Genomic DNA, 16,918 nt, shown 5'->3' with positions numbered 1-16,918 from the left:
GCCTTACTCCTTGGCGTCGATAAACGCTTGCACGTCAGGCTTGGTGATAGCGCCAGCTTCGCCAGTGCCAACCACCTGAGCCAGGTCAACGCCATGGGCCGCCGCAAGTTCACGCGCAGCCTTGGACGCTCTCAGCTCTTGCTGCGGTTCTGACTGAACAGGAGGCGCTGAAGCAGGTTCAACAGCAGGCTGCGCCATTGCCGCGACGCCATAGCTGCCTTTGCCCAGGTCTGACAGGATCTTGGCGAATTTCTCATCCATGACCTGTTTGCGCCCGTTCTTGTGCGTGAAAGTGACTTTCATGATTCTCTCCGTGCCGCCTTGTAGAAGGGGCCGCAGCGCAGCCCCTTGAGCCAGACGGCTCGGTTAGACGCCCCAGAGGACGCCGGTCAGGTAAGCCACGGCCGAAGCGCGGCGACGAGCCCAGTTGATGGTGCGCTCGGCACGGAAGCCGACCAGATTGCGCTGCCACAGGGAAACCATGACAGTGCTGGCAGTGGTCGGGTTGTCCGGCGCGTTATCCATCTGCAGGGAAGCCTCGGTGGACATCGATAGATCGATGCCGCCCTCGTCGCCCATGTAGATGTCGCTGGCGTTCACCAACGCAACGATGGAACCGCTGGAATCAGTCGGAACGTATTCCGAGATGATCACCGGCAGACCTTCGAAGGTGCCGCCCATCATGCTGATGCCGGGGAACTCAGCCTGTCCCATCGGGTTGCGCATCAGGCTAAGTGCCAGAGCGGTGGTTGCGGACATGATCCATACGCCGGAGGTGGGGGCGTTGTTGGCCGCGATGAATGCGCCGAACACTGCGCGTACGTCTGCGCGGATGGCATCGGCGTCGGTGCCGCTGGAAGGGATACCGGAAACACCGTTGAGGATCGAAGCCGGAGAAACGCCAGCCACGGCAGCCTTGGCCGGGTCGATGAAGTCGATATCCAGGCGCTCACGCAGGGCGGCAGCCAGTTGATCGCGGATGATGCCATCAGCAGACGGACTGGAGTCGCGGATCACTTCCATGGTGGCCACGGCGATGTTGGCGACCTTCAGCGGGTCCAGGGTGGTGCGGTTGAAGTCGAACTTGGTCAACGGCTTGGCCTGACCTTCGCCGACCCAGTAGCCGTCACCGCCAGAGGTCTGGCCGATCAGCGGGGTGCGGAACGGCACGTTGCGCAGCGACGGGATACCGTTCTGGCCGAAACGACCAAGGATGGTCTGCGGACGCAGGTAGGCCACGAAGTCAGCGAAGACGCTGGTTTCGTCACCGACCAGGGGGCCAGCCCAGGTGGAATCGGAGGTGGTAGCGGCAGCGACGGCTGCCTTGGTCACAAGACGCTGGGTGGCGGCGATCACCTGATCCTGGCCGTCGTAGAGAGCCTTGGCGATGCCGATGGCGTCGCGGTGCTCCAGATGGCCGAGCGCCAGGCACTTGGCGGCACGTGCGAAGGCGATGCCCGGTTCCAGCTTCTGAGTGTTTTTGGCGCGGACTTGGATTCCGTCCTTCATGTCCAGGGCCTTGATGCGGGCGTCCTTTTCCTCGTGGGCCGGCTTGGCGGTGGCGGCCTGCGACTTTTGCATGCCCTTCAGGCGGGCGATGTGCTTGTCGATGGCAGCCACTTCGCCCTCGAGGGTGTCGAACTGCTCGGATTGTTCGGCATCCAGGGTCACGCCTTCTTCGGCGGCCTTGGTCATGATGGCTTCCATTTCGGCAGCCTTGGTTACGCGAGTCGCTTCGAACTCGGCGATTTGTTCAGCAACAGTTTTCATGTCATGGCCCTCCTGGGGCTTCGGAGACTTGATGGTTTTGGTGGTACTTGCCGAAGCGCCGGCAGGGGTGACGCGAACGACCGGATCAGATTTCTGGCCAAGCGCGGCCCGCTGTTCCTGATCGAAGGACTTGATAGAGGTGATGCTTGCTTCTGCGTTGGCAGGGATGGTCACGGCGCTGAGCTCGTTCCATCCCCACTTGGTGAAGTGGATGCCGCCGCTGTCGATAAAGCTGTATTCCTTCGGGCTGAAGCCGATGGATAGCCCGCGAACTAGCCCGGTCTTGATCGATGCCCACGCTTCTTGCAGCCGCGCGGCCATCTGCGAGGGCATGTCGTCGGTCGGCGCAACCAGGCGGGCGACGATCTCGATGCCGGCCTTCGTGACCTTGGCCTTTACAACGCTCCCGATTGGCTCGGCGTGCTTGTGCTGCCACAGCAGTGGGATAGGTAGCGTGAACTCGGCGCCGGACGGCTCGACAATGTCGCCGTCGCGGTCGGTGCCCGGCGTGCTGGCAATGCCGACGATTTCGCGCTTTTCGTCGTCCAGCTCCTTGACCACAAGGGTGCTGTAGGCCTTGGTCTTCATTGCTTTTCTCCGGGCAATAAAAAACCCGCCGAGGCGGGTTGCGAAATAAGCGGGGCAACGTTGGAGTTGAACCAACGACCTCTCAGCACGTGAACCGACGTAAAGACGCCAGGCCGAGCGCTCTAACCATCTGAGCTAGTCACCCCAGAACAAACATCTGGTATTTCTTCTTCGCTGCTGCCGGGTTAAGCGCCATCAGCGTGACCGCGTTGAACAGCGCCATGAGCGGGTCGATCTTTGCCGAGCCGCTGGCTTGCTTGGTAATCAGGATCGAGTTGGCGCGTGGCTCCACGCGGGCGTTGCCAACGCACCAGGCCATCATCGGCTGTGCGCTGGGCTTGAACTCACCAGCTGCCAACCAGCGTTCGGCGGTCTTGATCGCGCCACCAAGCTTCCAACCCTGGCTCACCGCCACGATCTTGTCGGCTGGTATGTCTCTCTCGGCCAGTTTATCGAGGATTGCGCCGAGCCCTACCGGGTCGCAGCCGATCATGTCGAGAAGGCCTGCTTCGTGGACCTGCTCGCAGAAGTCTGCGAGCTCCTCAACATCGTCACCGACGCGTTTTACTAGGGTCAGGTGGCCAGCCTTAGCGAAGTCTTCCAGCGCCGGCGCGATCTCCTTGCGCCGTTCGAGCACCGATGGATGCGCCCAGGCGTAGCCCCAGCCAAGTTTGCGCTGTGAGTCCTTCTCGCGCCCTACCAGGTAGAGACCGAGCAAGTCATCAAGTCCGCCGCCGTCGATGCCGATGTCGACGACCTCGCAGCGCTCAAGCAACTGATCGAAGGTCACCGGTACAACCGAGTCTTCCCAGAAGTCAGCGCCAGCCCAGCGGTCCGAGCGGAGTGCCAGGCCAATTTCCACGTTGCCGTGCTTGGCGAGGAAGCCGCGGAACGACTCCTCCCCGCCCTGTTGAGCCTTGGTGAATTCGCGCTCCAGGAACTCACGGTCCACTGAGTATCCAAGATTCGGATTGACCAGGGCTAGGTTTTCCGCCAGAAGGTGCTCCTTGCGGGCCACCATCTCCGGGGGATGCTCGAAGATCACCGGAACGAAGCGTTTGTCGACGATCACGCCATCGCGCACGTCGCGGGCGTACTGCAGTTTCTGCTTGAACACGCCGGCTGGTGGCTCGTCCGACTGCGTGGTCAGGTAGATCACGAAGCCTTCAGGGCGAGATGCCAGACCGCCGATGGCCTCGCGCAGCATGTTCTCCGCGTCGTGCCTCTTGCCGAACAGCCATAGCTCATCGACCAGCGTTCCTACAGACTTCTTGCCGCCTACCGTATTCGAGTCAGCCGCCACCACCTTAAGCGTGGCACCGCTCTCTCGGTGCGTGATTGACTTAATGTGCGTCTGGACGTGCATCAGTGCGTCCAGATCCTCATCCCGCTGCGTCATATCGCGGGCCGGGGCGAAGGCGTTGTTCGCCACCTCCACTGTCGGCGCCAGGATCGAGAACTCTGCCGACTGGCGCCAGTTCAGGATCAGCGCCGTCATCATGATCCCGGCAGCGATGGTGCTCTTGCTGTTCTTCTTCGGGATCAGGATGAACCATTCAGTGATCAGCCGGCGTCCCGTCTCCTGGTCATAGGCGCCGAAGATCGAAGCCACCAGGTCGAACACCCATGGCGCGCATGCCTCACCGAATGTCGGACTGCCTGGGGCGTCCACGATCTTCAGTTGCTTGAACACGTCAAGCGCCTGCTCGGCCATCTCCGGAAAAATCGGCGGCGGGATGATCGAGTCGCCTTGTATTAGGCGATCAGCCAGTCAGGGCATGCGGTCGACCATTCCGGCATGTCACTTCACCGCGCGCAGCGGTGGCGGAGTGGCGCCGAACTTTCGGCCTGCCTGCTTAGCCGCCTCTGCCTTCTCGTCCTTCTTCCCCTTCTCGCCCGGCTTGGCCACGGTGAACGCCGCCAGTGACTTGGCTGCATCGAGGCGCAGCTTAGGGTCGGCCTCGAGGTCATTCATCACCTGGCGCATGAACTCCAAAGGGTCATCCGACCTGGCAGGGATGTATGGATCAGGGTCTGCTGACACCTTGTCGACCTTTGCATCAGACGCCTTCAAATGCCGACCCATAGCGGCTTGAACGTCAGGGTCTTTCTCATAGCGCGAGGCCGCCTGTGCAGCGGTCTTTTCCGGGCAGCCAGCCTCAATGGCTGCGGCCTTCTTGCCCAAACCGGACAGCCGCGCGGCGGCGTACCGGCGCTTCTGTTCGGTTAACGCCATGGTTAACAGCTCCTGTTAACGGGGAAATAATCTGCAAATGAGTTCGGGGGCGGTGTCCGAGCGATTCCGTTTTGGAATATTGGACCACCCCCCATGCAATTTTTGAGAATCAGTCGCGTCCAGCAGCGGACTCGGCCGCGGTCTTGACCTTGTGACAATCGGTGCACAGGGTCTGCAGGTTGCTGTCATCGTCCGTGCCACCCTGGGCTACGTTGACGATGTGGTCTACCTCGTTGTCCTCGCCTACCCTGCCGCAGTGCTGGCAGGTGTAGCGGTCACGAAGCAGGATGCGATCACGGATACGGCGCCACGGCCGGCCACCACGGCCAGAGCCCCATGACTCCCTGCCACCGGGAACAGCCATTGCCATCTCGCGCTTAGGCGCGGACTGAAGGCGAGGCTTGATCGTGGTGAGCCTGGCCATCAGAGCACTGGACTCCCATCCATGTACGTAGACGACGCTTGCTCCGGGTCCTGGTCTTCAGCCATTCCCTGAATCAGCATCAGCAGAAGTTCGTTGGTCTTGCGCTGCTCTTCCAGTATCTGGGTTAGCAATGATTCCACGCGATCTCTCCCAAGCGATCTGTGCCCACTTCTTGATCCAGGCTCGTCGCCTCTCACACGCTTTGCAGGCCATGGGCTTTCCTCCACTCTCTCCTCCCCATCTCCATGCCTCACAGATGAGCAGGCCACATAGGCAGGCTATTAGGTAGGCGGATAGGAGGTGGGCGTGAAGGCGTTTCATTGCGATATCTTTCGCTCCGCCCACTTGCCGGCCAGCGCCCTTACCTGATCCACTCCTAGCAGCCCGATCAAACCGGCAGCGAATAGCGTCCAGGCAAGGTTTGCACCCATAGCGTTTACGCCGAGGCCGACGAGCATGATCAGCAGCGCACCGAATGTCGATTCGAGCAGTCTGGCCAATGGGCTCTTCTTGTCGCCGTAGAGGTGGATTCGGATGTAGGACAGAACGAAGGTCAGCATCATGGCCAGGCCGTGTTCGCGCAGGGCCGCAGCTAGTGCCACCCAGAAGTCAGGGCTTTTCTCTGGCATGGGTCATCTCAGCTATGCGGCAGAGTGAATAGGTCCGGCCTCACATGCGCGTGCGATCCGCTCGGGGCAAGGAGGCAGGCATGGGGCCGGAATAGGGTTCAAGCCAGACGCGGCTTGCTGAGGTATGCACGCAGGTCGCTTGCCAGCGTAAGAGCGTCGGTTAGCTCAGGGCTTGCACCGCACCGCTCGATGGCAAGGCACACGCCACGCGCTAGCTCAACAAGCGCGGCGTCACTCGGTCGAGGGACATCAGGATTGCTTGGAGCCATCAGCACAGGGTTAGCGAGCATTGTGTTCTCCAGAACGAAGAAAGCCACGACACATGGCCGAGGCCGGAAATTAAGAACCGCTGCGTACCCGAAGGCAGAGGCAGCGGCCATCTGTAGTGCCCGATTCCCCGCACGTCTACGGGGCGATACCTGTACTCAGGTCGCGCAGTGTGCTGCGTGTTGCGCGTGTGGCGCGTAGCCGATCGCAAGCAGGCCGGGGATTTGATGGGCGCAGGATGGCGAGGCCTTCATCAGCCAGGTTCCGCCCGAAACGGAAAAGCCCCGACCAGATTGCTCTGTGCCGGGGCTTCATTTAACTGTTATCGATCCTCAAGGCGCAAGATCGACAGGATGATCAAATAATGTTGCATCGTTGCGCGGGTGTCAAGCGGCATCTGCCATCAAAACGCCTTCCTCCTGAAGTATCTTGCCAGACGCGGCCAAGGCCTCGGCCACCATTTCGTCTAGCACCCTATCGATGGCCTTCTTCCAGCGCCAATAGGTGGTTCGATTCAGGCCCTGGCCGTCCCAGGTGTTGATATCGTAGAACTCAGCCGGCAGTACGATCATGTCGGTGGATCGCTTCACGTACTGCTCGCGGCGCGCCTGGCCGACATCCTCTGTCATCTCACCACCTGCCAGATGCTTGACCACACCAGCCTGCAGCGAATCGAACTGTGCACGCTCCCGGGCAGCACGGCTGGCCACCTCCTGCCCGGACTGCACTTGCACGCCTCTGACTGGCGGGATGGCCCAGGCAGTCACGGCCTTGTAGCGGAACAGGTTCGGCGCCTGGGTGGCGATCAGGGGCACCAGCTTGCAGATGGCTTCCACCTTCTTGGCCTTGTGGGTCGAGAACCTGGCCGTCAGCGCATTCCAGTGCCTCGGGATCAGCTGGCTGTGGAGCCGGGCATATACCCAGCAGTCGGCATCCATGCGGGTGATGCCGCGCTCGCTGGATGAGCGAATCAGGCTTTCCAGGCTGCCCCCTTCCGCGTATCCGGGGCGGTACAGCTTCTGCCAGGCCTGCTTGCTGGTGTTGTCGATGGCCTCGGCGGCCAGAGCGGAAACCACTGCGGCGAGTGTGCTGGTGTAGATCATGCGGATTCCCCTTGAATACGAACGCGGACTTCCCCGCCCTTCACGGTTTCCCGGCTGATCCGTAGCTGGGTGATGAATCGGTTGTCGTCGATGCCAAGGGCGTCCGCTACGCCGTCACGAAGCGCCTTGCATGAGGCCAGCAGGTTGTCGTCGTCGCGCTTTCGGCGATCTGGCGGCACGAACTCCAGGGCGAAAAGGATCTCGTCGGCCAGCGGCGCCGCGATGCCGGCCTTCTTCGTCAGCAGGAAGCATTCGGCCCGGTACTGCTTCGCCGCCTTGCTCTTCTTGGCCCAGTGAATTCTGGCGTTCGGGCTCAGCTCTTTGGGCGGCCACGGCAGAACGATTACTCCACTTCCGCCTGCGGCCATATCCGCCGCGCCATCTCCAGCGCCTCGGTCCTGTTCATCTTCGCGCCCACCATGGCGAAGGGTTTCCGGCCCGGCAGCTTGACCGACCAGCAAGCCTTCGCAGGCGCAGCCGAACGGCTCGTCTCGTTCGATCCAGCACTGTCCGCAGATAGCGTCATCACCTAGCCTCGCCTGTAAATCGATTGCGCTGATCTTCATGCCAGTTCCGCCTTCTCGGCCTCGGTGCGGAAGTCCAGGGTGTTGATCTGGCCAAACCCTTCCTGCTGCAGCGAGCGGCTGTGATCGACGATATCCAGCGCCTCGATCACCGACTTGGCTTCCACCTGGTCGCCGGATGGCATCTGCACCGTTACGGCTGAGCCTGTGTTGCGGATGATGTGGCCGGTCATGCTGCATCCCTCTTGGCGTCGATCAGCCCCATGCGGGCGAGTTGTGCGATGGTGTCCAGTACCGCCTTGCGCAGGATTTCCCGGCGCTCGTCGCGGGTGTACTTCTTGCCGTTGTCCAACTCGTGGTGGCAGCTCTGGCAGATGGCCGCGGTGAGGCAGTCGTCTGTCTTCTGGCTCATGCCCTTTCCTTCGTTGATGTGCGCGGCCTGGACGCCATAGGCGCCGCAGAGCACGCAGTTTTCGATCTTGTGTACCGCTGAGAGCCACTTGCTCGAGCGGAATGGCTGGGAGCGCTGGCGGAGCATCAGGCAGCCCTCCGCTCGCCATAGATGGCGTACATGAGGTCTTCCGGATGCGGCAGCAGCAGGCCCAGGTGCTCGGCGCAGTAGGCGTCAAGCAGCTCCAGGTAAGTGGTCATCTGCTGGATCGTGAAGGCTCGAGTCTTGGCGCGGCCGACGCGATACCGGGTGCCGTCCGGCAGCTCTACCGGGTGAACCTCGGACGGCCAGATCTTGCTGACCAGGATCTCGTGCCATTCCTCAGCGCTAGCGATCTGCCCGAAGGACTCGCGCAGGTGCTGCTGAATCAGGCCATTCCACTGCCAGAGCAGACGGTTTTGGGCGTCGGAGCGCTTGCTGCGAATCTCGGTGATGGCCACCTTGCGAGGCTTGGAAAGGTCCAGGCCATGCAGGAAGCTGATCAGCCGCTGGCGGTCCATGTCGGAGCGGAGCATGAGGTCAGCCATGGCGGCGCGCCTCCCGCTTGTCGTGGTCGTCCTGGCAGGAGATGCAGCGCTCTGCCCACGGAGCCGCGGCGCGACGCTTGGCCGGGATAGCCTCGTCGCAGTCGATGCAGAACTCAGCGCCCCGCCCCTGCAGCCGTTCACGCACCATCGCCACGCCACCGATACGATCCGCCTCCTCTAGGCCAGTAGCGCGGTCTGTTACGTCGGGGGCTGTGCGGGCCTGGTGGAAGGCTTCGGTGATTTCCATGTAGTCAGACATGGCGCACCTCCAAGCCGAGCAGCGGACGGGCTTGGTTAACAACGTCACTCCACAACTCATAGCTGCGGATCGGGCCGCGCCCACTGTTTTGCAGGTCAACCAGCCGCATCAGTAGCTCACGCATCTGGTCTCGCTGCTCAAGGAACAGCATCATCCCGGCGTCCGCATCCTTCAGCGCCTCTTTCAAACGGTCACGCTCGGCACACAGCCGGCGAAGCTCTACGCTATCTCTGTCGTGCTGATTCATTTGCTCGCTCCTACGCCGCGCTGGGTGCTTCCGTCAGCACAGACGACGCGGTCCAATTCATTCACCAGCTCAACCACGACAGCCGACCAGTCCGGTACGGCCTTGCGCAACGCCTTGACTGCGTTGCACCACTCGATGCGGGCGTTCTCGTCAGCCCCGCCACGGAGGGCGATTTCCTGCTCGGCTAGCCGCCGAATCTCTGCGTACTGGGTCATCAGAAGTTCACCTCGACGACGTTGCTGCTGCGGGTGTGCGCGGCGAGCGGGACAAAGCGGGACTTGTCGCCCTGGAAGGCGGTCGGGACAGTTCCGATTTCGCCGTCACGGTTCTTGCGGATCAGGATTTCGCCGATGCCCTTGTCCTGGGTGTTGGGGTGATAAACCTCGTCCCGGTACACGAACATCACGATGTCGGCGTCCTGCTCGATGGCGCCGGATTCGCGCAGGTCGGAAAGCACGGGGCGCTTGTCCGGGCGGGACTCGCAGCCGCGGTTCAGCTGGGACAGGATGATTACGGGGCACTCCATCTCGCGGGCCAGCAGCTTGATCTGGCGCGACATGACCGTTACGTCTTCAGTCCGGCCGGCGCCCTCACCCTCGACCAGGCCCAAATAGTCGATGACCACGAGGCCCATGCCGCCCATGCGATGCTTCTGGCGGCGGACGATGGAGCGGATGCGCGCCATGGTCATGACCGGCACGTCAGATACGACGATTGGCGACCGGCTCAGCTTCAGGCCCGCAGCCGCCAGCTCGGTGCTGTAGTCGTTGCTGCACTCGCCGGTCTTCAGGGATGGCAGCGGGATGCCTCCGACCGCCGCGAGCAGGCGATCCATCAGCTGGGTCTTGCTCATCTCCAGGCTGATGACGGCAACCGGCTTGCGCTGGTTGATTCCGACATCTGCCGCGATGTTCATGGCCAGGGTGGTTTTACCCATGGCAGGGCGCCCAGCAACGACGATCATCTGGCCAGGCTTCATGCCTTGGGTGTACTTGTCGAGATCAGGAATGCCAGTCCCCAGGCCGTCCATTGCCTCGCCCTTGGCGAAACGATCCAGACGAACCTGCAGCACCTCGATGTGCTCCGCCCACATATCGGCCATGCTCTGGCATTCGGCGTCGCCGCCATCAGTACCGAGGGCCAGAATGGTCGACTGCACCTGCGCGATCTTGTCCTCGACGGTCGCCTGATCATGGGCGATCTCGTGGATGCGCTCGGCGGCGGCGACGATCTGGCGAGCCACGGCGCGGTCGCGGATGATCTTCGCGTAGGTCTTCGCGTTGGCATCGGACGGAGTGTTGAACTGGATTTCGCCGGCATATGCCGTGGTCCGAGTTCCGCTTGGCAGCTCAGCCATGCGGTCGCCAAGAGTGATCGCGTCTACCGGCTCGCCGTCGTTGTGCAGCTCCATGATCAGGCGGTACAGGTCGGCGTTGTCGGCGTAGGCGAAAGCTTCGGGCGACAGGTCATCACTCAGGACGTCGATCAGGTGCGGCTGCTTGAGCATTGCACCGATCACACCGTGCTCGGCTTCGAGGCTGTGAAGTTCGATCATTGCTGCGCCTCCGAGATTTCACGGAAGACGGCGCGACTTACCAGTGCCTCCAAGCGCGGGACGACATTCTGGCCACGGTAGAAAACCTGGCTGCGGTTGTTGGCCTTCTCGAAGAACGGGAGCCAGAAGCCCTTGCCGCTCTGGTGGGCCTCAGCCTCGTTCCAGCGCTCGACGATCATGCTGCGAAGGGCCTTGTCGGTCTTCACGGTGACGGCCGGCAGGTTAGGGCAGACGCGGTGGTACAGGTCGATGATCTGGTCTACCGGCACGCCAGTCTCGGACACGCCGTTGGCGACCTTGACATGGGCCTTGGCAAGCCAGTTGACCAGGAAGCGGCGGTAGTCCTTCTTCGGGCGATTGGCGGAAGCCCAGGCCGCGGCGCGAACGATCTCAGTCTCGACGTCAACCGGTGCGTAGCTTTCGCCCACTTGGTGATCAGGTCAGAGCTGACCTGGAAGTCCTCGCCGTTGAACGAAACCCCGGAATCTTTCTCAACCTGGGTGGGCTCGCCCCCTTGGGGGGCAGTAATCTGTTCCGAAGGAACAGTTACTAGGGGTTCTTTCTTAGAATAAAGAAGGGAGTCGTCGGATTTGGTCTGACTCGCAATCGAGATGACCTTGTCGTTTTGGTCCGAGTCGGCTCTGTTGGTCTGATTCGGACCTTCTACGAATACCCATTCTTTCGGATCACACAGGCCAATATCGCCACGCGCACCGCCCTCACGGAAGATCACGCGACGCTTCAGGAGGTGGCTGATTGCCTTGGAAGCAACGTCCGGGTGGATATGGGTTGCCTTCGACACAGCGGCTGCTGTGATGCGTACCGGGCCGGCCTGGAAGTTGATGGTTGTCTTGGCGACGAACAGAGCGACCTTCAGCTCACGCGCTGGCAGATCGATCGCCATCAAGGCATCCATGATGCTGTTGTCCATCCGGGTGAACCCCCGTTTGGTGTTGCCAATCTGAATAACGTTGTTCATCACGCAGCCTCCTTCTCGGAAGCTGCACGGCACATACCGGCAAGATCCTCCAGGGTGAAGGCACCGCAAGTGAGCATTGCGAAAGATTCGGCGCGGCCGTCATCAAGCCAGCAGCGAGGAAGATATCCGTCGTTTGCCAGCTGAGACAGATAGGCACTTGGAACGCCAAGCGCTTCCGAGACGACCTTGCGGCCACCTGCGGAGATCATGGCGCGATGAAAAGGCGTGCGGTCTTTCTGGCGTTCATAAGCCAGCGTGCGGCCCAGGGTTGAGTTGTGCACGATGCTGCCGATATAGACGTTACCTAGCTCGTAAGCCCCTTCATCTCCTACACGGCACATGCAGTAGCTGCCAGCGCCGCGCCCCCGCTCTTCCCACTTGCCCGACTCCTGCCAAACGCTGAACCACTCCCAGAAGCTCATCTTCCACTCGATACCCCTGAAATTCGCGTGATTACGCTGCCAACCGAATATCAGGTACGGCGAAGTCGAGCCCTTTGGTCGATGAGTGCAAACAGACTGGAACTGCTCAAGAGTGCAGCCGTGCTTTTCCAGGCACGCCTGCTCCCGTTTCTGGCGTGTTGCAGCGGAGCGCTTAGCGGTCCTTACAGCCTGGCCACCTTGCTTGCCAGTAACGCCGTGCGCGGCAAGAATCTGCCGAATGCGTTCGCCAGAAACCGCATACATGCCTCCAATCTCCCGCAGTGTTTTTCCCTGCTTGAAAAGCTCGATGATGGTGTTATGCTTCGTCTCGTCGAAAGACATAGGGGTTACTCCCGTTAGTTGTTGAAGAGCCCGGTTGCCTCCGGGCTTTTTTTCGCCTGTCTGTCAGGCGACCTTTACCGAAGCCGCCATGACGTCGAGGCTGTGGCGGGCTTCGCTGATCTCGCGGCTGATCTGTGCACGCTCGTGCTGGGAGATACGGCCGTCATCCATCGCATCGCTCACTGAGCGAGCAACGTCTGCAAATTCCTTGGTGACGTGGAGCATTGCGGCTGACAGGTCGCGGGCCTTGGGCTGCTCCTTGGCTACCAGCTCGAAGCCGAAGGCCTCAGCCAGTGCTTCCAGAGGGCGCATGTCGCCGGTGTGGAGCAGGATTCCGAACAGGTGCTCAATGGTCAGGTGATGGGCATCGTTGTCCGGGTTGGCGCGCTGTAGCAGGCTCACATGCGGAACGCCCATCTTGGCTGCCAGGCTCTTGGCTTCGTGATCCAGCACCGCGGATTGGGCAGCTCTCAAAAAATCTTCCATATCGTAAAACCTCTTGTCTCTTTCCGTGGCGCCCTACCGTTGGTCGGGCAATACTGGATTCATGGAAACCACTGACAGGGATGTCGCTATGCAAAACGAACTGCTTACTCACGCTGCCGCTGCTTTCCACGGGAAAGACGGGCACAACAAATCGCGCCGGACCTTTCCAGCGGTGATTCCTTCAATCTGCAAAGCGCGCTCAGCGGGAACAGGCCGGGAGCCTGAGCACCACTGACTGACAGTTGGGGCGCTGACCTCCAGACGGCTTGCCAAAGCGGCCTTGCCGCCGACAAGCCGGGCGGCCTCTTCCATCGCTTCAGTTGGGGTCATTTCGTGTTCTCCAGTTGACCTAGAGAACAGCATAAGGCATTAGCTAATCACAAGACAAGCCATTGCCTAACCAATAGCCATTGAGGGCATATTAGGCAATGCTTACCGGACCAGAACTCGGCGCGGCCATCGAAGCCGCCCGCATCAAAAAGAACGTCCCGAAGAACGCCCTTGCGAAGGTGTTCGGTATCTCCGCGCCGTCAGTAAATGGGTGGGTGGCTACTGGGCGCATCGATAAGTCAAAGCTAATTGAGGTCATCCGTTACTTCTCGGACGTAGTCGGCCCCGAGCATTGGGGGCTTGTCGGCGATGACGCCGAGATGCTGAAGCTTGCGCCCGTCTTAGGGCCGGCGGGATCAGCAGCAGACGCTGTGCTTCAGATGCTCGCCAAGGCAGGCAAGCTGACCCCTGAGGCCGCCAGCGCATCCTGTCAGCGGTAGACGAGGCATCTGACGCGCCATCCAACGTCATCACGCACGACTTCTCCGGCCTGCGCGTGCGCCCTGAAGAGATCCTGATCCCTCAGTACGACGTGCGCGGCGCGATGGGCCATGGCCAGGTGCCGGCCGATTACAACGAAGCGATCCGTAATCTGGTCATTCGTGAGGACGTGCTGCGAGAGAAGGGAGTGACCTACACCTCCCCCGAAGCACTTGCCATGATCACTGGCTGGGGCCAGAGCATGGAAGGCACGATCAACGACAAAGACCCGGTCATCGTCGATCGAGGTGTGAACGAGTTCATCGGTGAAGGTGTGTACGTGCTGACCTGGCATGGCCTGCTTTACATCAAGCGTGTCCAGCAGAAGGACGCAGAGCACTTCTGGCTGATATCGGACAACCCCAAGAACAAGGACCTCGAAGCGCGGATCGAAGACGTGACGATCCACGCGAAGGTGCTGCTGGTCTGGAATGCTAAGAAGGTTTGATCAACACCAACGCAAGGAAGCAACCATGCGAAAACTGCTGCTTATCACCGCCCTGGTTCCTCTGTGTGCATTCGCAATCGAAGACAAAGAGGTGGCCCTGTGCGCCTCGAAGAAAGGCACTGTTGAGCGCCTGTCTTGCTTCGACCAGCTCGCAGACCGGCACGGCCTAGCTCCAAAGACTGTAGTCACGCCGACTGTAGGAAAAGGCAAATGGGCGACATCGACAAGCACCGATCCTTTGACGGACAAGTCGATCTACCTGGCCTTTTTGGACGCTGACCGGGGCACCGGGCGGTTTGGTGAAAAGATCGACATGGTTGTCCGCTGCAAGGAGAACAAGACCGAGCTGTACATCAACTGGCAATCCTTCCTCGGCATGGACGGCATCAAGGTTACGCATCGGATCGACAAAAACAGCGCTGTCACCTCGACATGGGATATCTCGACTGATCGGAAATCCACGTTCATGCGCGCCCCTGTTGCCGCCCTCAAGCAGCTGGCTACAAGCGAAAGCTTTATAGCCAACGTGACGCCCTATGGAGAAAGCCCTGTGACCGCCGTTTTTGATACCAAGGGCGCTGAATTGGCGCTTCAGGATATTCGCAAGGGTTGTGGGTGGTAGTCGGGACGCCCCGGCCAAGGTAGCGGCAGGCTGCCGCGGCGGGGCGATGTGAGGGGTGGCGTTTTGTGGCGGGCGCGAAAAGCGACAGGGTGCTCACCGCGCGTCGATAGGATGCATTGGAACTTGCCTCAGTATATCTAGGTCGATATAGTGACTGAACTGATTCCCCATAACGATATCGTTGAAGATCTCGAGAAGCTAAAGCGAATCGATGTGAGGATCGTGTACCGCGTGCGCGAGCTAATCAATCAGCTCCGCGCAGATCCGGATCTCCTGGATGACCTTTTGCGAGATGGATACGGCGGATCGCCAGCGCGCCCAGCTAAAGGCGCGATCTTCAATATAAGAGCTTGGGGCGCAGCCCAAAGCCAGTGCTTAAACCTATGGCGTATACGCGATTTTTCGCTATCCCGTAAAGGTCTTGAGTACCGAATCGTGTATGCCGTGTTTCCGAAAACTGACCAAATTTTCGTGTTAGGCATTGTAGAAAGAGACTTTGACTATGAGCTCAGCCATCCAGTATCTCAACGGATCGTCGCTGCCTACCGGGCAATCGAAGAGGACATATGGTAATGCGTCGCAAGCCGCGTCTCCCTCGACGGTAAAGTTTTACCGATTTGAGCCGAGAGTGACGATTTCGGAAGCAGCGAAGCGCCACACCGCTTTCGACGAGTTCATGCAAGGTCTCGAGTCCGATCCCGCCCACTCGGCTGGATTTGCCGAAGCGAGGGCCTGGGTGGCGGACGCTCTCTATGGTGAGGAAGAAGACACCATGAAAACTCTGCGGCTCAAGCGCGGCCTCACCCAAGTGAAGCTGGCTGCGGCAATGGATACTAGCCAGGCGCAGATAGCCAAGATTGAAAGCGGCAGGCATGACCCGTCGATGACGACCTGCCGCAAGCTCAGTAAGGCTCTTGGTGTGAGTCTGGATTCAATTAGCGCCGCCCTGGAGCGCCAGGCGGACCTCAATGAGCGCAGGGTTTCAAAATGACTAAGTACGCGCACGCCATATTTTGTGACGATGCCCGACAGGAAATCAGCGGAAAAACCACATTGGTAGGCATCTACCAAGGCCAATGCCTAGTGCCGCAGTTCCCGTGTACCTTGCCCAAGCTTTGCATAAACCTGAGCATCTCAGCGCCGAGATCAGAGATGCCGAAATCGGTATCGGTTAAGGGTACGTTTGCCGGTGAAGAGGTGATGAGCATGAGCCTCGACAATGCTCAGATCGACTCAATCATCAACGCAAACCCTTCTCCGCGTCCTGAGCGAAAGCGGATCATGCTCGGCTTGATGGCTATCATGTCGCCCTTTAACCTGAAGGAGCCTGGCCGGCTGGCATTGCATGTAATGGTTGATGGCGAAGATCTCCCATGCGACAGCCTCGATATCGATGTAGCTCCGCCTGGAACGGTTTTCGGCTTTTAGTTTAGACCCCGCACCTAGCGGGGCTTTTTGTATCCCTCCCCGGCCGTTCCGGCTATTGATCCTCATCGACCTGCACGATTCCACACGACCTGCTGATTTCTGATCGGCATGCAGCCCGCCACTGAGCGGGCTTTTTTGTGGGTGCTGATCAGAAAGGCGCCGCTGCCTCTTCCAGCGGTTCCACCTCCCGTTCGCCCACCTCGATCTCCTCCTCCACCCGCCTCTCCCATTCCAGCGTAACGATGCCGTCATCGTTGCACGTCATGTTCAGCCCGTCCGTTTCGCCCAGCATTTCCATTACCGCATTCCATGCTTCCTCTGGGTCGTCATCCAAGCGATGGATCGTCACCCTTCGGTTCAGCTGCGCAATCGGCGAATTGATCATCGCTGATACCCGCAGCCCTAGCCGCTCCGCCGCGCTCGGCTTCCGAGCCTCCTGCACTCCCCTTTGCCTTGCCATATGAGCCTCCGAACTACTGGACGTGCGTACAGTATTTGCCGGCTTGCTAGTTAGGCAATGCAAAATATTTTGCAGATAATTAGGCATTAGCTATTTACAAGGGTTAGGCATTGGCTTATCTTGAACCCATCGACGCAGCAGCACCGCGTCAGGGCCTGAAAAGCCCACGCTCTTTAAAACTTTGCGCCATGAACGACTACCCGGCCAGTCCGGTTAGGTCACTCCCGGCTTCATCGGTGGGAGGGCAGAAAACCGATGAGACAAAACCGCTACGCCAGAAGGCGACCGGCGATCAGGTGTAGGCCGCAGAGGGGCCGAACCTGACGAGGTGATGACCGAAC

24 protein-coding genes, 1 tRNA gene and 2 pseudogenes are annotated in these 16,918 nt (G+C 60.2%); 5 read left to right on the top strand and 22 right to left on the bottom strand.

Features of this window, described 5'->3' with window-relative positions; all coding sequences use genetic code 11:
* Positions 1-3: 3 nt before the first annotated feature.
* The 21 genes and pseudogenes from BAY1663_RS10320 to BAY1663_RS23655 form a co-directional block, all read right to left on the bottom strand.
* Positions 4-303 (bottom strand): E3 binding domain-containing protein, encoded by a 300-nt coding sequence (locus BAY1663_RS10320; RefSeq protein ID WP_037040224.1) that lies wholly within the window; start codon positions 301-303, stop codon positions 4-6.
* A gap of 63 nt (positions 304-366) precedes the next feature.
* Positions 367-2,358: a phage major capsid protein gene (locus BAY1663_RS10315; RefSeq protein ID WP_037040221.1), complete on the bottom strand. Its 1,992-nt coding sequence runs from the start codon at positions 2,356-2,358 to the stop codon at positions 367-369.
* Positions 2,359-2,408: 50 nt separating this feature from the next.
* Positions 2,409-2,504 (bottom strand) — tRNA-OTHER (locus tag BAY1663_RS10310).
* Positions 2,498-4,158, bottom strand: a pseudogene (locus BAY1663_RS23005) (terminase large subunit). The gene BAY1663_RS10310 and the pseudogene BAY1663_RS23005 overlap by 7 nt, the downstream one beginning before the upstream one ends.
* A gap of 1 nt (position 4,159) precedes the next feature.
* Positions 4,160-4,594, bottom strand: coding sequence for a hypothetical protein (locus tag BAY1663_RS10290; RefSeq protein ID WP_037040213.1), 435 nt, complete (start codon positions 4,592-4,594; stop codon positions 4,160-4,162).
* Positions 4,595-4,703: 109 nt separating this feature from the next.
* Positions 4,704-4,964 (bottom strand): HNH endonuclease, encoded by a 261-nt coding sequence (locus tag BAY1663_RS10285; protein ID WP_371257608.1) that lies wholly within the window; start codon positions 4,962-4,964, stop codon positions 4,704-4,706.
* A 371-nt stretch (positions 4,965-5,335) separates the two neighbouring features.
* Complete coding sequence (locus BAY1663_RS10280; protein ID WP_037040210.1) at positions 5,336-5,647, bottom strand: phage holin family protein; 312 nt, start codon at positions 5,645-5,647, stop codon at positions 5,336-5,338.
* 653 nt (positions 5,648-6,300) lie between these two features.
* Complete coding sequence (locus tag BAY1663_RS10275) at positions 6,301-6,852, bottom strand: hypothetical protein (RefSeq protein WP_371257609.1); 552 nt, start codon at positions 6,850-6,852, stop codon at positions 6,301-6,303.
* 161 nt (positions 6,853-7,013) lie between these two features.
* Complete coding sequence (locus BAY1663_RS10270; RefSeq protein WP_256206660.1) at positions 7,014-7,583, bottom strand: hypothetical protein; 570 nt, start codon at positions 7,581-7,583, stop codon at positions 7,014-7,016.
* On the bottom strand, positions 7,580-7,774 hold the full coding sequence (locus BAY1663_RS10265) for a hypothetical protein (RefSeq protein ID WP_037040199.1): 195 nt from the start codon (positions 7,772-7,774) through the stop codon (positions 7,580-7,582). The genes BAY1663_RS10270 and BAY1663_RS10265 overlap by 4 nt, the downstream gene beginning before the upstream one ends.
* Positions 7,771-7,953 carry a hypothetical protein gene (locus tag BAY1663_RS25160; protein ID WP_256206659.1) on the bottom strand — a complete coding sequence of 61 codons (183 nt, stop codon included), beginning with the start codon at positions 7,951-7,953 and terminating at the stop codon, positions 7,771-7,773. Before BAY1663_RS25160 ends, BAY1663_RS10265 begins: the two co-directional genes overlap by 4 nt.
* Before the next feature lie 125 nt (positions 7,954-8,078).
* Positions 8,079-8,519: a recombination protein NinB gene (locus BAY1663_RS10255; RefSeq protein WP_037040197.1), complete on the bottom strand. Its 441-nt coding sequence runs from the start codon at positions 8,517-8,519 to the stop codon at positions 8,079-8,081.
* A complete protein-coding gene (locus BAY1663_RS10250) occupies positions 8,512-8,778 on the bottom strand; it encodes a TraR/DksA C4-type zinc finger protein (RefSeq protein ID WP_037040195.1) in 267 nt (88 codons plus the stop codon). The genes BAY1663_RS10255 and BAY1663_RS10250 overlap by 8 nt, the downstream gene beginning before the upstream one ends.
* On the bottom strand, positions 8,771-9,025 hold the full coding sequence (locus BAY1663_RS10245) for a hypothetical protein (protein ID WP_037040194.1): 255 nt from the start codon (positions 9,023-9,025) through the stop codon (positions 8,771-8,773). Before BAY1663_RS10245 ends, BAY1663_RS10250 begins: the two co-directional genes overlap by 8 nt.
* Entirely contained in the window at positions 9,022-9,240 is a 219-nt protein-coding gene (locus tag BAY1663_RS10240; RefSeq protein WP_037040192.1) for a hypothetical protein, read from the bottom strand. The genes BAY1663_RS10245 and BAY1663_RS10240 overlap by 4 nt, the downstream gene beginning before the upstream one ends.
* Positions 9,240-10,580, bottom strand: a complete 1,341-nt coding sequence (gene dnaB / locus BAY1663_RS10235; protein WP_037040190.1) for a replicative DNA helicase — start codon at positions 10,578-10,580, stop codon at positions 9,240-9,242. The genes BAY1663_RS10240 and dnaB overlap by 1 nt, the downstream gene beginning before the upstream one ends.
* Complete coding sequence (locus BAY1663_RS23660) at positions 10,577-10,864, bottom strand: hypothetical protein (protein WP_128576218.1); 288 nt, start codon at positions 10,862-10,864, stop codon at positions 10,577-10,579. Before BAY1663_RS23660 ends, dnaB begins: the two co-directional genes overlap by 4 nt.
* Positions 10,840-11,559: a replication protein gene (locus tag BAY1663_RS23000; RefSeq protein ID WP_128576216.1), complete on the bottom strand. Its 720-nt coding sequence runs from the start codon at positions 11,557-11,559 to the stop codon at positions 10,840-10,842. Before BAY1663_RS23000 ends, BAY1663_RS23660 begins: the two co-directional genes overlap by 25 nt.
* Positions 11,559-12,323: a hypothetical protein gene (locus BAY1663_RS22995; RefSeq protein WP_051497117.1), complete on the bottom strand. Its 765-nt coding sequence runs from the start codon at positions 12,321-12,323 to the stop codon at positions 11,559-11,561. Before BAY1663_RS22995 ends, BAY1663_RS23000 begins: the two co-directional genes overlap by 1 nt.
* Before the next feature lie 63 nt (positions 12,324-12,386).
* Positions 12,387-12,809, bottom strand: coding sequence for a phage regulatory CII family protein (locus BAY1663_RS10215; RefSeq protein ID WP_037040185.1), 423 nt, complete (start codon positions 12,807-12,809; stop codon positions 12,387-12,389).
* Between the two features lie 108 nt (positions 12,810-12,917).
* On the bottom strand, positions 12,918-13,139 hold the full coding sequence (locus BAY1663_RS23655; protein WP_128576214.1) for a Cro/CI family transcriptional regulator: 222 nt from the start codon (positions 13,137-13,139) through the stop codon (positions 12,918-12,920).
* Positions 13,140-13,237: 98 nt separating this feature from the next.
* Here BAY1663_RS23655 and BAY1663_RS10205 point away from each other — a divergent pair.
* The 5 genes and pseudogenes from BAY1663_RS10205 to BAY1663_RS25925 all read left to right on the top strand — a co-directional run bounded on the left by BAY1663_RS10205 (position 13,238) and on the right by BAY1663_RS25925 (position 16,117).
* A pseudogene (locus BAY1663_RS10205) lies at positions 13,238-14,067 on the top strand (helix-turn-helix transcriptional regulator).
* A 25-nt stretch (positions 14,068-14,092) separates the two neighbouring features.
* Complete coding sequence (locus BAY1663_RS10200) at positions 14,093-14,689, top strand: type VI secretion system-associated protein TagO (protein ID WP_037040182.1); 597 nt, start codon at positions 14,093-14,095, stop codon at positions 14,687-14,689.
* Positions 14,690-14,839: 150 nt separating this feature from the next.
* A complete protein-coding gene (locus BAY1663_RS24460) occupies positions 14,840-15,262 on the top strand; it encodes a hypothetical protein (protein ID WP_051497116.1) in 423 nt (140 codons plus the stop codon).
* Positions 15,263-15,317: 55 nt separating this feature from the next.
* Complete coding sequence (locus BAY1663_RS10190) at positions 15,318-15,680, top strand: helix-turn-helix transcriptional regulator (RefSeq protein WP_051497115.1); 363 nt, start codon at positions 15,318-15,320, stop codon at positions 15,678-15,680.
* Positions 15,677-16,117 carry a hypothetical protein gene (locus BAY1663_RS25925; RefSeq protein WP_051497114.1) on the top strand — a complete coding sequence of 147 codons (441 nt, stop codon included), beginning with the start codon at positions 15,677-15,679 and terminating at the stop codon, positions 16,115-16,117. The genes BAY1663_RS10190 and BAY1663_RS25925 overlap by 4 nt, the downstream gene beginning before the upstream one ends.
* Before the next feature lie 148 nt (positions 16,118-16,265).
* Here the strand turns inward: BAY1663_RS25925 and BAY1663_RS10180 are convergent, their stop codons facing one another.
* Entirely contained in the window at positions 16,266-16,577 is a 312-nt protein-coding gene (locus BAY1663_RS10180) for a DUF1654 domain-containing protein (RefSeq protein WP_037040179.1), read from the bottom strand.
* Between the last annotated feature and the right edge of the window lie 341 nt (positions 16,578-16,918).

It is taken from the genome of Pseudomonas sp. BAY1663, assembly GCF_000582595.1.
GTDB classification, from domain to species: Bacteria; Pseudomonadota; Gammaproteobacteria; order Pseudomonadales; family Pseudomonadaceae; genus Stutzerimonas; species Stutzerimonas stutzeri_AF.
This window is presented reverse-complemented; position numbering and strand designations above follow the sequence as displayed.

Coding starts and splice junctions, on each gene's coding strand:
- BAY1663_RS10320 (WP_037040224.1), bottom strand. CDS start 303: ATGAAAGTCACTTTCACGCACAAGAACGGGCGCAAACAGGTCATGGAT.
- BAY1663_RS10315 (WP_037040221.1), bottom strand. CDS start 2,358: ATGAAGACCAAGGCCTACAGCACCCTTGTGGTCAAGGAGCTGGACGAC.
- BAY1663_RS10290 (WP_037040213.1), bottom strand. CDS start 4,594: ATGGCGTTAACCGAACAGAAGCGCCGGTACGCCGCCGCGCGGCTGTCC.
- BAY1663_RS10285 (WP_371257608.1), bottom strand. CDS start 4,964: ATGGCAATGGCTGTTCCCGGTGGCAGGGAGTCATGGGGCTCTGGCCGT.
- BAY1663_RS10280 (WP_037040210.1), bottom strand. CDS start 5,647: ATGCCAGAGAAAAGCCCTGACTTCTGGGTGGCACTAGCTGCGGCCCTG.
- BAY1663_RS10275 (WP_371257609.1), bottom strand. CDS start 6,852: ATGGATGCCGACTGCTGGGTATATGCCCGGCTCCACAGCCAGCTGATC.
- BAY1663_RS10270 (WP_256206660.1), bottom strand. CDS start 7,583: ATGAAGATCAGCGCAATCGATTTACAGGCGAGGCTAGGTGATGACGCT.
- BAY1663_RS10265 (WP_037040199.1), bottom strand. CDS start 7,774: ATGACCGGCCACATCATCCGCAACACAGGCTCAGCCGTAACGGTGCAG.
- BAY1663_RS25160 (WP_256206659.1), bottom strand. CDS start 7,953: ATGAGCCAGAAGACAGACGACTGCCTCACCGCGGCCATCTGCCAGAGC.
- BAY1663_RS10255 (WP_037040197.1), bottom strand. CDS start 8,519: ATGGCTGACCTCATGCTCCGCTCCGACATGGACCGCCAGCGGCTGATC.
- BAY1663_RS10250 (WP_037040195.1), bottom strand. CDS start 8,778: ATGTCTGACTACATGGAAATCACCGAAGCCTTCCACCAGGCCCGCACA.
- BAY1663_RS10245 (WP_037040194.1), bottom strand. CDS start 9,025: ATGAATCAGCACGACAGAGATAGCGTAGAGCTTCGCCGGCTGTGTGCC.
- BAY1663_RS10240 (WP_037040192.1), bottom strand. CDS start 9,240: ATGACCCAGTACGCAGAGATTCGGCGGCTAGCCGAGCAGGAAATCGCC.
- dnaB (WP_037040190.1), bottom strand. CDS start 10,580: ATGATCGAACTTCACAGCCTCGAAGCCGAGCACGGTGTGATCGGTGCA.
- BAY1663_RS23000 (WP_128576216.1), bottom strand. CDS start 11,559: ATGAACAACGTTATTCAGATTGGCAACACCAAACGGGGGTTCACCCGG.
- BAY1663_RS22995 (WP_051497117.1), bottom strand. CDS start 12,323: ATGTCTTTCGACGAGACGAAGCATAACACCATCATCGAGCTTTTCAAG.
- BAY1663_RS10215 (WP_037040185.1), bottom strand. CDS start 12,809: ATGGAAGATTTTTTGAGAGCTGCCCAATCCGCGGTGCTGGATCACGAA.
- BAY1663_RS23655 (WP_128576214.1), bottom strand. CDS start 13,139: ATGACCCCAACTGAAGCGATGGAAGAGGCCGCCCGGCTTGTCGGCGGC.
- BAY1663_RS10200 (WP_037040182.1), top strand. CDS start 14,093: ATGCGAAAACTGCTGCTTATCACCGCCCTGGTTCCTCTGTGTGCATTC.
- BAY1663_RS25925 (WP_051497114.1), top strand. CDS start 15,677: ATGACTAAGTACGCGCACGCCATATTTTGTGACGATGCCCGACAGGAA.
- BAY1663_RS10180 (WP_037040179.1), bottom strand. CDS start 16,577: ATGGCAAGGCAAAGGGGAGTGCAGGAGGCTCGGAAGCCGAGCGCGGCG.